The following is a 13,088-nucleotide window of genomic DNA, read 5'->3' as shown; positions in this document are numbered from 1 at the left end:
TTCGAGTTCATCCGGCGGTACATGGAGCAGGGCCCGGACGCGCTACCGAAGGTCGAACGGTATCTTCCGCGAGGCCCCTCTCTGCGCGCCTCAATGAGCGTCTGGTTCTACGGCATAGGAGCTGTCGGCAGCGCCGGCGGTGCCATGCGCGTTCTCACCATCCTGCTTTCGGGGCCGATATTCCTGCTGTCAATACTGCACTACATTGCGCAACTGACGAGCCTGGAGCCGGTATGGCCGACCGAGGTAGAGGCCGCCTGCGGCAACTCAGCGTCGACCGCAATGGCTCAAACGTGAGGTTGCGTGCGCTCTTTGCTGTCTGAGCGCGCTGCCGCTATCTCGCCTGGGTGAACTGCACGTTCGGCACCTCTGCCGGCCGCCCGAGCGCTGCCTTGCCGGACGTCCGAATTCAGATTGGTCTCAACACGACACTGGCCCGATTGTGGTTCCGGGGCTCTGACACGTCCGCCGTGTCATGATGTCAAGCGGAAGACTATTAGGTCGCTCATACGGCCCATCGGGCGAAGGAGGTCAAGATGACGAATGACAATGGTTCAGCGGATGGCCATCCCGAGCAGATACCGGAATCGCTGCGAACACTCGCTGAATATTTAGAGCGGGCACTCGATAGCGCGACGAGCATCGTGATGGTGCGCCCCACCGACAGTGTCTGTATCGTTTATTTGGGCGACCCCGCGGGTCTGCGTGAAGACCTGAAGCAGATTGGCACGATTGCAACTTCGCTTGCTAACGAAATGCTTGAATCGACCTCTTCGGGCGCGAATCAGATGCATGTCGGTGGTCAGGCCTATCGCTTTGTCCGCAGCTTCGCGCAAGTCGGCGACATGGCGGCAGTGGTCTTTTCCGCAGATTAGCCGCGGGGCATCGCTTGCAGGCTGAACGGCCGCGTTGGCGAGTCGTCGATGACACGACGTCGTTCGGGCACGTGGAATCGTCATCGCGGCAACTTGGTCGGGGGCGCACGGTCCAAGAACTGTGGCCCATTGGTCGCTCCCCGGCGGCGATTTCTTGCCGCTGCTATGCCAATCGGTTTCATAGGAGGACTAGTGCGTCTGAAGTATTACTTTGCATTGTTGCTGTCACTGACAGCTTTGGGTTCAACCGGAGCATGGGCGCGCGATATTCAATGTGCGACCACGCGACAACCGGCTGAACGTGTCATATGCGACCACGCCATACTGAACAACGAGTACGACGATGTCTTCGCGCAGCAGCAGGCTCTGTTAAGCAGTGGAAAGCTCTCACCTGAGCAACTCGCTCATTGGAGGCAATCGCGCAACGCGTGCAATGACGTCCACTGCATCGACACCGTATTCGCGCAGTGGAAGGCGATGGCCAAGTCTGTCGAAACCAATTCCCGCGCTGCAGTGGCTCCGGTTATAGCCTCGGCCAATGCCATGGCCCCTGTCGGACCGGCCTCGGAAGCAATCGTACTCCCCGCGTCCCAAGCCTTGCCGACATCGGAAGCATCTCTGGTGCGTCAAGGGAGTGCGGCCGGCGTGGCCCTTCCGAAACCCGTGGAGACGCAAGCCTCTTCGCCTACGGTCGCGTCTGCTCCTTCCCGCGCAAGTGAATCCCGTAGTGCGACCGGCATGAGCGCCGTCCTGTTGACGGCCTTGGTTGTCGCGGTTGGATTCGGTGTTCTCTTCCAACGCCGAAGGAGGAACGGTGGAAACACCGGAGAGCCACCAAGTAATGTTCGCGGCAAGGACAAGCCTTGAGCGGACCACATTGAAGGGCATTGAGCGCGGCGATGCAGTGTTGTGATTTTTGGTGATACGCCGCTTTAGTCCATGCACTAGCCTTTTCTAGCGCGACCGTGGCATATTCGACCACATTTATGAGGAGGCCACTTGATGGCAACGACTTTGGAAGCAATGCAGGCGAAGATTAAAAAATTGCAGGCCCAAGCGGATGCGTTGATTGCAAAGCAATCGTCGGGCGTCATCGAAAAGATTCGCGAGTTGATGGCGAAGCACGGCCTGACCACCGCTGACATTGACGCGCACGGTGGCAGCAAGCAGCGCGCCACGAAGGCAATTGTTAAGACCATGAGCAAAGGCAGTGTTGCTGCGGTCAAGTATCGCGACCCGAAGACCGGTGCGACTTGGTCAGGACACGGCCGTGCGCCCGGTTGGATTGCTTCGGCGAATAGCCGCGACAAGTTCTTGGTTGGCGAAAGTACGGCAACAGCGAAGGCAGCTCCTGCGAGCAAAGCGAAGGCTGCTGGCAACTATGTCCGCGGACCGCAGCCGGCGATGTACCAAGACACAAAGTCGGGTGCGACGTGGAGTGGACGTGGGCGCGCGCCGGCGTGGATTGCCGAAGCCAGAGACCGAAGCAAATTCCTGATTGCAGGCGGCGCTAAAGCGACTGTCGCGACGCCCGCGGGTGCCGTGAGCAAGGCGAAAACTGCGGTGAAGAAGGCCTCGAAGGCAGTTGGTGCGGCTTCTACCAAGGGGCAGCCGAAAGGTCAGCAGCCGGCTAAGTATCACGACCCGAAGTCAGGCGCGACCTGGAGCGGACGCGGTCCGGCTCCGGCGTGGCTAGCCGGTGCGAAAGACCGCACGAAGTTTTTGATTGATGGCGCCGGTGCAGCGGCCGATGCAAAACCGGCGGTCACGAAGGCTGTCGCGAAGAAGGCCCCGACTGCGAAGAAAACTGCTGCCAAGAAGGCGCCGGCGAACCAAGCGCCGCGCAAGAGCGTGGCCGTGCCCGCTCCGTTGGCCACAGTCGAGTCCGGCGCTGAGTTAACGACCTGAACGTAGTTGTCAGCTACCCGGTGGACCGGCAATTCTCTGGTTCCACCGGGTACACCACGCCGACGACGCTTTATTGCGCCTGTGCTGCTTGACGCTGGGCGGCTTGCTGTTGAGCCTGTTCTTGAGCGTGCTGTTTTGCAAGGTGCCTACCGACCATGCAACCTCCGACCGCACCGATGACTGCGTGGTGCCCCATTAATGCCCAGCGCCCCCGCCTACCGCTGCGCCCTTGAGGCAGCCTGCGGCGTTTGCCGTGCCTGCTGTCGCGAATACCAGCGTCGTTGCAATCAAGGCGATTCGTATCGGGCTAGTTTTCATTCGAAAGTACTCCGAGGTCGGATTTCTCGGATGTGGCGCCTTCAGGCGTCGTTTCAATACCCGCGCCAATCACGATGCTCGCGCCACTCGTGCTCACGCCATTCCTGGCGGCGCCATTCACGCTCACGCCACTCGCGACGTTCGCGCCATTCACGGGCTCGCCAGTCGTCACCACCTCCGTACGCGACGGCGACAGGTGCGGGAGCATACACGACAGGAGGTGGCGGTGCGTACACCGGTTCTGCAGGCGCATACACGGCCCCGGGGATGCCCAATCCAATGGCGACGTCGACGTGTGCTGATGCTGCCGTTGATGCTGCCAGTACTCCCAGACCGAGCGCTGCGGCGAGAATTTTCTTGTTCATCTTCGCTACTCCTCTCACATTGAGTGCAACGTCAGTGACTACGGCTCGGAGTGTACGGAGCGATGTCGGACACATGTGAAACGACGGTGAGAGATTCGTAACATGGGGTTACTCCTGAAGGCGCACGCTGGCGGTACGCCTTCAGGACCCGCAGCTATACAGTGTGGCAAGTGAACAGGGTAACGCTATTACACAACTGAACTTGAACAGTCATGTAACGTGAACATCGGTTAAGTTTCTTCACGACGATGCCGATATACAGTACCGATTACTCGATACATCACCATGGTCAAACGGTCAAAAATCGGACACTGTCTCGCGGACGCTTGGCTGAATGTGGTCAAGACGGAATATTGTGTTGGCCACATAAACTCTGAACGAAGCCTGCAGGGCCACCTTTTCGCAGAGTTGAGGCATCAGATGCGGGGTGAGCCAAATCGCCAGATTTTTATTGAACCACGTGTCGAATTGAAGGGTGAGGAGCGCGTTGTGCGTCCCGACATAGTGATTTGCAACGCGAACGAAGTCATCTGCGTTGTGGAATTAAAGTACGCGCCACGAGGCAAAGCCGCGACCGAAAAGGATATGCGAAGTATCGGTGCGATTGCAGCAGACCAAACCATCGAGATTTCTCTTGAGCGCTACCTCGGCCCCCCTGTTCCCTCCAGAACGTACAGAATATCAAGCACGACTTTGTTCGCATGGGCCGGCGTGCACAAGGGCGCTGGACAGCAGTCGGATGTCTGGACGGCAGACGACAAATTTTCGAATCACTACTTTCTCGAACTGCACGCGCTGTCGAAAGCGGATGCTGAGCCGAGGCTTGTCTGCAACACCAATGCCTTCCGCCGTCCAACAGGGTACGAGGCGCCATGACCAAGTGGTGGTGATGCGTTGGCTATTTCTTGTCGGGCGCTTGTCTGAGCTTTCGTACCTTCATAAAGCGCGGTCCGATGTTTTGACGATACGACGATTTTCCGCTGGGACACATAAGCGTCTGCCCAGTAAATCACTGGCCTTGAATCTGCGACCAAGACGCATCCTTACGCAGAATGCCTTTATCTTGGAGTCTTCGAAAAGCAGTCTCGTCGCGCAATGGCTCCCCGAAGTGCACCATCAGTGTCGCGGCGTTGATGTCGCGAAAGTGCTACAAGGTTTCCATCGAGCATCTCAACGCGTGGTCGAAAACGAACCAAAGCACCTTTTCGTGAGCGGGCCAGCGTGTCCAACGTTCGAACGTTGCCGCTTTCTGCTTGTTGCTGTGCGCGAGTTCGCCGTAGATGACCGTATCTAAAATCTCCCGGTATGTAATGGCCACTCCCTTTGGCTGGAGCGAGGAGCCAGCACTCAGGAACGAAGCATTTTAGTTCTCTGACTTGCGTGAATGCATCTCGGAAGAAGCTATGCGCAAACTGATAGTTCTCGGCTAGCCGCGCGATGCTGTACCTATCGTTATTCTGGGTCAGCATTCGATACGTAAGCGTGAACGCCTCAATATTCTCCCGGTCGAGATGATGCAGGTCGAAATCGGCGACTTCGGTCTTCAACTCTAATTCCCAGATAGGCTCTCCGTCTTTGTCCACTATCTCTTTCGCAGATAGGATTTTTGTCGGCACTCGATTCAAACTGAATCCGACGGCCGGCCCGCTGAAGAATCGACTGTCTTCCAGACGCGATACCTTTTTGTTGAAGCCCAGCAGTTGTTCGCGAAATTCTTCGGCGCCCGGCAATTTATGCTCATGCATTTATCACCTCCGATTGACCGTCACGTTGCCCTGTAGGCAGTGCCAGTGCCGCTAGGGGCTAGTCACGCTGCGTCCATATCCGCGGCGAAATCGCAAAAAATTGCGACATCAATGGAAGTTACTTTGCAACGGGCAGTGCTGTCTGACGGGCCCGCGTACATTATTGCGCCTACTTGCGCTCGTCGACGAGCTCGATGTCAACGAAACGCAGGCCACCCGACTTGGTTCGCACTGCGCGAACGAGAACCTGTCTGTTAACCATTGGCCCGATGACGTCGTCCACCTGCTGCGACACACCAGAGACCTTTTCTTCACCTTTGTCGGGCACGTGTATTTTCAGCCAATCGTCGTTGAGGTCTACAGCGCGGAGATTGCCGGTAAGTTCCACCGCCTGCTCACCTACCGCCGGCACCGGTTGCTCAGCGCGAATGACCTTGGCTATCTTTATGCGTGCGACCGCATTGATGCTTGGCACGTCGTCGACACCGGTCGACCGGAATTCGAGACTATCAAACTCTTTGCCAGTGGGAGCTAGGTTTCGCACGAGCTTGCGGAACGTAGTGCGATAGCTGTCGTCCGGAACGAGCGCTTTGGTCGCATCACCGGTCTCGTCAACCGAGATGGTCTGAACGATGTGGAGAAACTGTCGCGCCACGTCGGACGCACCCGGATTCTGCTTCTCGAACAGTTCCAACTGCGTGCTCGCCTTGATGGCGACCGAGAACTGGAAACTGCCGGGCACATCCTGCAACAGCCAAGGTTGGAAAAGCTGACTAACATCCTTCGTGGGTGGCCCTTTGCGATGCGGCCGCGACGTCGTCCATTCGATAACGCGGTAGAACATTGCCTGAATCGTCTTTACGCGGTCAACGATGAGGTCAAGGGGGGCGGCGCCACGCAGCACCTCACCGCCCCTGACCGACACATTGACCATTCCCGGCAGGAAAGTGACGTCGTATTTTTTCTTCTCTCGCTCGTTGTAGACGGTCTGAACGAGTTCTTCGAGCTGGAAGCGCGCGAATTCGGCCAGAGCGGCATCTCCCAACTGGCTGTACGCAAGCTGACACGCTTGTTCGAACTGGTCAGCCTTGTATAAGAGCGCTGCTGCGCTGACGGCGGTGATGCCACGGGTTTTGCTTTTGTCAGGGGCTAGTGAGTCGAGGGCCTGCCGCTCGAGTTCTGCCGCCTGCGAGAACAGCCGTCTGGCCCCATCTTTGTCGCCCGCGCGCAGTGATTCGTGCGCGTTCTGCGCAAGCATCTCACTCTGTCGGTGAAAGATTAGCCAGGTCATGCCGCTGGTTCGAGTAGGATGAGTTTGACGCGAAAGCCTACAACGGCGGCAAAAGCAGGAAGGCTGCTCTTGCCGTCTAGGGCCTGCTGACGTTTCTGTTTCAGCCTGTAGCGAACATCCGTCTCTCCGCTGTCGGAGCCAGATACTTCGAGCCGATACGCATCTTCGAGATAAGTCTCAGGGTCGCTTCCAGCTGGCATGACATAGTAATCCGCGCCGGTTCTCGTCTCACACCGGGCTACGCCGACCATGTTCTCCAACTGCTCGACAGCAGCAAGCGCGATTGCGTAGGCGCCGTCGCGCTTTGCGTCGTCAGCGTTGAGATACGAACGCTTCAGGAGATTGTCAGCTGGCGTCCAATCAAGTTCGACGACCTGCGCTTCACCGCGGGATTCGAGTTGGAATTCGGTCGGCGAGGTGTGGTGCACGTCCAAACGAACCCTCGCGGCATTCGAGCACGTGTCTAGCTGTGGGTGGTCGATTAGGTGTCGGCCGCTAAGGCTCTCGAATACCAGTTGCAGTTTATCTTCCACGGCGGCCCCGTTTCTCTCGATTTTCTTGTCAGGAGAATGTAGCGCGGCATGCCGCCGGGGTAAAGAAAATCCAGCGCAGGCGGCTGAAATTCTGCGGCAAAAGCTAGTTCGGCGACCAATCCGACCACGCACGCCGCGCAGCTCAGCGCGATTTCGTCACAGGCCGGCCTCGCCGAGAGCGTCGCATTGCCTGGATAGTTGCGCAGCGCGGCCAACGAGTTCTCCGCGATGGAAGAGTTTTAATCACTCCCGGCATCACGCGCGATGTCACCAACGGGGTCGTCTCGGTTCGTCTGTGCGAGCAGCCACCGGTTGAATGGATTGCGTGCGGCTTCGCAGACCGCTCGCCTGCCGAGGAGAGCCTGCGCAGGCTTGGCCAGTGCATTGAGGTGTCATCCGGACGGGGGCGAACTGGCCACTCACAGGCCGCCGACGCGCGACAGCCGTGAACTATAAGCTCCCCAATTCGAACCACCATTGCTCATCGATGCTCTTGCCCGCACGATAAACGCACACCTACCGGGCTGCACGGTCATCTAGCTTGACGAAGCGGCAATCATCAATTGGCTTGGTGAGCGAACCAGGCCCCGCAAGCGGTCGAGGACCCGGTACATAGTCGGGCAACGAGCATGAGACAGTTATTACACGTCGCTTACGACGGTCTAACTGTCGCCAGTCGCGTGCCAGCGAACGGGTCCCTACTCCACTCAATTGCCGTACGTGTACGGCTAGTCGACGTTGACGACTTCTCAACAGCAAAGTGCGCCAGTGACTGCCCAGCGCTCGCGGCTTGTCTCAGCCACTGAGGCATATCGCCGTTGCTATCCCAAGTGTCGCCGAAAGCACTGCGGTAACGTGCCGACTTTTGGCGCGCCCTTTCTTCGGCGATTGCCGCCGCGACGTCGGCCACCTTGATGCCAACCTTAGCCATCTTGCGGCGCAGGTATGCAATCATACTTTGGCGTTTTTGCTCATTCATGTCGGTTTCCCTTCGAAGTTCCAGCCTCGTAGCGGTCTCGTGTCGTCTCGCCCGCCACCAGATGATTTGGACATGCGAAGTATCCGTTTGAGAAAGGCTGTCGTCGATGTGCGATTCCTGAAAACAGTGTTGCAGCCAGAGTCGCAAAACCCGACTGGCTCGGCCGTCTCGCGCAGTCCGCAGATAGGGGACGCCGGGACCATGCCGTTTCAGTTTCCGACAAGACGTACGGTAGCTGACGCCAAACTTCCAGACGGTGTGGTCACCATCGGTACCAACCTGACCTGTAAGCGACGCGCCGAACGGCGATGCTGAAGGACCGGCGAGACACTCCCGATGTGATTTTCCAGAACGATATACAGACCGTAAACGTGAAAATGTCAGGCCAGATGGCGTAGCGTTTGCCGCGAGAGCCGTGCGGCAATGATGCCGCCAATTGCGCCGCCGAGATGGCTCTGCCACGACACTCCCGGGTAAATTGGCAGCAAGCCGAACAGCAGACTCAGTCCGTAGCTGCTGGCCACGAACAGGGCGACGAGTATCGAGAGGAGGCTGTGCGTATAGAAGCCGCGCGCAACGAGATAACCGACATAGCCGAACACAACGCCGCTCGCGCCGATGTGCACCGAGTAGGGCGCGCCGAGCAGCCACGCGCACAGTCCTGCGCCGAGCATGGCGCCAACCGTCGCCTGCCAGAAATTCGCGATGCGCGGCCACATCGTGAGCCAGCCGAGCACCAGCAATCCGCCTGTGTTGGCCGTGATGTGCAGCAGGCCGGCGTGCAGCCACGGCGCGAACAGGATGCCCTGCAAACCGTCCAGCGTGTGTGGAACAACGCCGTGACGGTTCAGATGCAGGAAAGGCGTCGAAACCGACAACAAGAACACCGCCCACATCGAACCGACGAAAAGAGCGAGCAGCGCAACCCGAGCCTTGAACTGGTCGACGAAAGAACCAGCGGCTCGCGATGAGGCGGTTGAAATACAGGGTTGCGCCATGTCCGATTCTCTACGATGTGGTATCGGCGGCTTTCGATATCGATAGGAAGGAGGAGAAACTTGAACACACGACCGCCGACCGGCGCACATCTCTTCAATCATCGCTTTCGCTAGTGTCGAAGTCGACGTTGCGCCGCACGCTCATCCATTTGCTTTGCCGTCTGCGCCCAGGAAGTCGCGATACGCTCGCACATACGTTTAGCGCGCTGCCATCTACTGGGAAGAGCATTCGCTCGCGCGGTCCATTGCGCCGCCAAATCGCGCTCTTGGTGACCACCCTCCAGCATCGCGCGGGTGGTCACCCCGCGAGCGTTGTACGCTTCCACTTCCAGACCACTCTCTACAGCGTCTGATGCAAGTTCCTCCAATGCCCTATTGAGGGTAGTAGAGGGCCAATCGCCTGACCCGTGCTCACCCGGAGTGTGGAACAGAACCGCACCAATGCAATGGTCGCCGACTTCCGCCCTATCCGCGACGTCTGCTCCTCGTCGCGCCTCAGTCAGCCACGCCATCAGAAGCGAGTAGTCAAGTCGCCCCGAGCCATTCACACCTGGTGGTGTGCGCCACTCCCTGAGAACACTCCAAGCGACCGTTGCACGTTGGCGCTCGAACTCGCTCGATTGCGGATTGTCTTCGATATCATCTTCAGCTTGATGAGCCGGACGATAAATCTCGCAAACGACGGAGACGAACAGTTCTGGGTTCTCCGCGAGCGCCCGATGGATTAACAACTGTTCACCATCGTGTAACTCATCGAGCAGCACGGGAAGAAGACTGAATTCCATCTTTGCCAACTCAACCTTTGGTGTCTCACCTTCCTTGCTTAACCAATTGAGGTTTTCTTTCAGGTTATATCCCAACATCGAATCCGAAACAGGCGAGCTAAGTGCGACAAGTTCACTCAATGCAGCCCGCATTGCGGCCATCGCGACCGTCGTACCCAAAATGGCAAGCTTCTGGTTAACAAGCCCAATGGCGCGACCGTGGGCAATTAGCCCACCGGCGATTGCGATAGCGACAGCGCTATCGGTGGTACGAAGGTACTCACTGCGGTTTTTCCAGTAACACGCCCCCGCTTCTTCGCTGAGCGTCTTCACCTGTTCCAACGTCAGCGCCTCGTCTGGATAGTCGGCAAGACAAAGCCCCAAAGTGCACGCCGGCCACCGCCGTTTTTCTGCGGCAGCCTTGATGACGCGCGTCCACTTCTCCTTGTGCTTGAAATAGCGAGCAGCACATAGACTTCGAATGCCAAGTTTGTCTGACGAAGTCATGCGAACGGCCCATCCACTGAGTAAATCGATGACGCTCGCCGTGTCGTCAAGGCTCACCGCAACCTGCTGCGCGACAAGATAAGGACGTTTCGTCCTTTTGAATAACTCGTCTATAGCGGTTATCCCATCTGCGGCGAGTTCTCGCATCGCCTCGTCGCGCATCTCGTCCAATCGATGCTGTGCGCTTTCAAAATCGTCGGTGAGTCCTGCGGCATCCGGAAAGTTCTCGTCGAATAGCCACTGAATTTCGGTCAATCGGGAAGTTGGCCGAAAAAGTTTTCCCACAGCCTCAATAGCATCAATGTCTGCTGGTCTCATGGCCCATTGCGCTTTCGAGAAGCGTCGATGCTTTGCTGCGAGCCGCCGCACCGAATCCCAAACCTGCTCTCTGACAGAATCTGAGATGTCGGCTATCTTCGCGGACCCAAGCAACTGGTCGCACAAGACGCTGCGATGCTCCGGAGATAGCTCCGGGTATCTCTCGAGCAAGGTCTTTTGTCGAGAAAGGTCTCCGTTGCTAAGCTGCAGTGTGAACTCGACGTACGCACGATACGACTCTCGCACAGATGTCGCGGTCGGACGCTCCCGGTTCGACCGCCCGAAGTCCTTCCACATCGGTTCATAGGTGGACGTGGACGAGTCATACGGCTGAGGCAAAAGATGGTGGGCGAGTTGCCACGTAGTTGCGGGAACCTGTTCGTTGAGAATGTGCAAAATCTCTATTCGCTGCGCAAGGGAGGCACTTGTACCAGGATTCCACGCAAGGAAGATAGAACGAAGGGTGTTCGAGGGGCGATTAACAACTCTCGCTCCGGTATCCAACTCCGAGAGGCGCGCCAAGATAACGGCGACCCGCGGAAGCAAGTCAGGGCTCCATGCAAGACACTCTAGCGCCCAAAGTACGCCGGCATGCATGACTGGCCCAAAGAGTCCGCGGTCTGCGAACAGCGGCGCGACCGCGGATGCGGATGCGGAGCCCTGAAGGAGTTCCTCCAGGGCCTCAACAAAAGGGATTGGCGCAGCCTCCGCGAGCAACGGAAGGTTCTCCGATAGAGCCGCGAGAAAACGCGGTTCACTCCTGAAATAGGAATTCTTTTGCGCAACTCGGTCGACGAATGCCTGGCAGCCTCCAAACTCGTGAGCGACATCCGCAGCATCGAGTACATCGCTAAATACCGAGATTCTCAGCAGAGTCTCCAGGAGACCTCTTCGCAACCAATCAGAGTGATGCTCGGGTGCGCTCGACAACGGTACGCTCGGCGCAGTCTCCCAAGTTTCAACTAGTTTGCTGTCGATTCGAGAAAATACGTCGGCAATTGCGTCTTCCAGCGCGAGCAATTGTTCCTTTGTGATGCTTTTCGCCATAAGTGCGAACGCAACGGTGGGAGCCAGCACGGAGTAGATGTTGCCGACGCGCTGAAGCAGGGGTGGGTCACTCGCGATGTGTTTCGCAACGGAAGAACGAAACGCAGAATAGCTGCACAAACTCAGCAGAGAAAGCGCGTCTTTGTCCGAGGCTAGATTGTCGTCCCAGCCAGCGGCGAACACTGCGGGAACTGTGTGCGGAACCTCGCTGCTTGCACACCAGTCCGGCACGGTGGCCAAAGCGTTTGCTTCGAATCGATTCCAGACTGACCAGACTGACACGCTGCCGCCGGACGCCCTGGCCTGCTGCTCTGCCTCCTCGGCCGTAAAATCCATGGTTGTTTCGAGCGCCTGGCTGAATGCTCCTCGAAGCGCACGCGCGAGCGTTTTTGGCCGCACGCTTGGGGACGCGCGACCAATCGCATTGATGACGTAGTGTCCCGCGCTTACCAGCGCGTTGGCGGCAGCGTTCGCAGGTGGCAGAAGGATGCTTATAGGTATCCTTCCTTGGGGTGCCGGCTCATCTGCGTAACGATTCGCGGCCTCGACGGAGGAAATGACGAGTGCGTTCGACAGCGCACGAGAGGTCCCGTCCTGGTCTTTTGCATTCAGCAGATACGCATAGACATACGCTGCCGTTTCCTCAGCGGAGTCTGAGAGTAAGGTCAAGCTCCCAGCCTGTTGCGGTGCGAACAATGCGTCCATTTCCTCTTGCGGTCGACCTGCAACTAGGAGTCCCGTACTTATTGCCGGTCGAGTGGCAGTTGACCAGCGCCGCCAGAAAGTTTCCAGAGAGATGCCGAACCGTCCGTCTCCAATCCTCAAAGTTTCGGCGCACCAAGCCTCCACGGCAGGACACATCTCAATCCATTGAACCAACGCAGGAGCATCGATTATCCGTACGTATCCCCAAGGATTCATCGAGAGAGCAGCGATTTCTTGTTCGAGCGCGTCCTTGTCGGATAGCTTGCGCAAGGTTACAGCCACGTAGATTGTGCGTTTCTGTTCCCAGCCGACCGGAAGCGTGCGCCTGAAAGATTTCTTCACGTCACTGAGGATTTTTGCCCTATCGGCGTCCTGGGTACTCAATTCCCAAAGCGAAAAATGTGGCGGCTGGTCGTCTGTTTCAGCAAGCTGAACCCAGCCGTCCCACCCAGGCAGGTTATTCGCGGTTCCCGAGTGGAAGCTCATGCCAATCAACCTATTCGGAACCCAGTTGTACACTAGACGACGACAGAGTTCGCCTATCATGTATGGACCGTTCTCCGAGGTCGCGAGTTGCTGCAAGCTCTCAATCTTGACCGTCGGCATATCTTTATTTTCCACTCTAAGTTCTTGCCCCCGACGACGCGATGGCACTGGACTATATTGTTACCGCGTTCTCTTTCCCCCCGGGCTTGGCACCCAAGCATATCCCGGTGCGTACGGCCCGAGTAAGCG

The 13,088-nt window shown here is 57.7% G+C and carries 12 protein-coding genes and 1 pseudogene; 4 read left to right on the top strand and 9 right to left on the bottom strand.

Annotated features, from left to right (window positions below):
- From BX591_RS06800 to BX591_RS06785, 3 genes are all read left to right on the top strand, one after another.
- Positions 1-297, top strand: a 297-nt coding sequence (locus tag BX591_RS06800; protein ID WP_420849342.1) for a DUF6708 domain-containing protein, incomplete at its 5' end; no start/stop codon positions are given.
- Between the two features lie 239 nt (positions 298-536).
- Complete coding sequence (locus BX591_RS06795; protein WP_111929885.1) at positions 537-875, top strand: hypothetical protein; 339 nt, start codon at positions 537-539, stop codon at positions 873-875.
- A gap of 1,002 nt (positions 876-1,877) precedes the next feature.
- Complete coding sequence (locus tag BX591_RS06785) at positions 1,878-2,783, top strand: H-NS family nucleoid-associated regulatory protein (RefSeq protein WP_111929883.1); 906 nt, start codon at positions 1,878-1,880, stop codon at positions 2,781-2,783.
- A gap of 70 nt (positions 2,784-2,853) precedes the next feature.
- Here the strand turns inward: BX591_RS06785 and BX591_RS36855 are convergent.
- Positions 2,854-3,101, bottom strand: a pseudogene (locus tag BX591_RS36855) (hypothetical protein).
- Positions 3,102-3,154: 53 nt separating this feature from the next.
- Positions 3,155-3,466 carry a hypothetical protein gene (locus BX591_RS06775; protein ID WP_111929882.1) on the bottom strand — a complete coding sequence of 104 codons (312 nt, stop codon included), beginning with the start codon at positions 3,464-3,466 and terminating at the stop codon, positions 3,155-3,157.
- Between the two features lie 285 nt (positions 3,467-3,751).
- On the opposite strand from BX591_RS06775, the gene BX591_RS06770 reads away from it, so the two are divergent.
- Entirely contained in the window at positions 3,752-4,342 is a 591-nt protein-coding gene (locus BX591_RS06770) for a hypothetical protein (RefSeq protein ID WP_111929881.1), read from the top strand.
- A 182-nt stretch (positions 4,343-4,524) separates the two neighbouring features.
- Here BX591_RS06770 and BX591_RS36020 read toward each other — a convergent pair whose 3' ends face one another.
- The 7 genes from BX591_RS36020 to BX591_RS06745 form a co-directional block, all read right to left on the bottom strand.
- Positions 4,525-5,211: a hypothetical protein gene (locus BX591_RS36020; protein ID WP_146749737.1), complete on the bottom strand. Its 687-nt coding sequence runs from the start codon at positions 5,209-5,211 to the stop codon at positions 4,525-4,527.
- 169 nt (positions 5,212-5,380) lie between these two features.
- Positions 5,381-6,502 (bottom strand): hypothetical protein, encoded by a 1,122-nt coding sequence (locus BX591_RS06765; protein ID WP_111929880.1) that lies wholly within the window; start codon positions 6,500-6,502, stop codon positions 5,381-5,383.
- Positions 6,499-6,936: a hypothetical protein gene (locus tag BX591_RS06760; RefSeq protein WP_208459599.1), complete on the bottom strand. Its 438-nt coding sequence runs from the start codon at positions 6,934-6,936 to the stop codon at positions 6,499-6,501. The genes BX591_RS06765 and BX591_RS06760 overlap by 4 nt, the downstream gene beginning before the upstream one ends.
- 47 nt (positions 6,937-6,983) lie before the next feature.
- Positions 6,984-7,250: a hypothetical protein gene (locus BX591_RS36015; protein WP_146749736.1), complete on the bottom strand. Its 267-nt coding sequence runs from the start codon at positions 7,248-7,250 to the stop codon at positions 6,984-6,986.
- 437 nt (positions 7,251-7,687) lie between these two features.
- On the bottom strand, positions 7,688-8,014 hold the full coding sequence (locus tag BX591_RS06755; protein ID WP_111929879.1) for an H-NS family nucleoid-associated regulatory protein: 327 nt from the start codon (positions 8,012-8,014) through the stop codon (positions 7,688-7,690).
- A gap of 380 nt (positions 8,015-8,394) precedes the next feature.
- Positions 8,395-9,114 (bottom strand): rhomboid family intramembrane serine protease, encoded by a 720-nt coding sequence (locus BX591_RS06750; protein WP_244146834.1) that lies wholly within the window; start codon positions 9,112-9,114, stop codon positions 8,395-8,397.
- Positions 9,115-9,122: 8 nt separating this feature from the next.
- A complete protein-coding gene (locus BX591_RS06745) occupies positions 9,123-12,974 on the bottom strand; it encodes a hypothetical protein (RefSeq protein ID WP_146749735.1) in 3,852 nt (1,283 codons plus the stop codon).
- Positions 12,975-13,088: the final 114 nt, after the last annotated feature.

The sequence above is a fragment of the Paraburkholderia bryophila genome, from assembly GCF_003269035.1.
GTDB lineage: Bacteria > Pseudomonadota > Gammaproteobacteria > Burkholderiales > Burkholderiaceae > Paraburkholderia > Paraburkholderia bryophila.
This window is presented reverse-complemented; position numbering and strand designations above follow the sequence as displayed.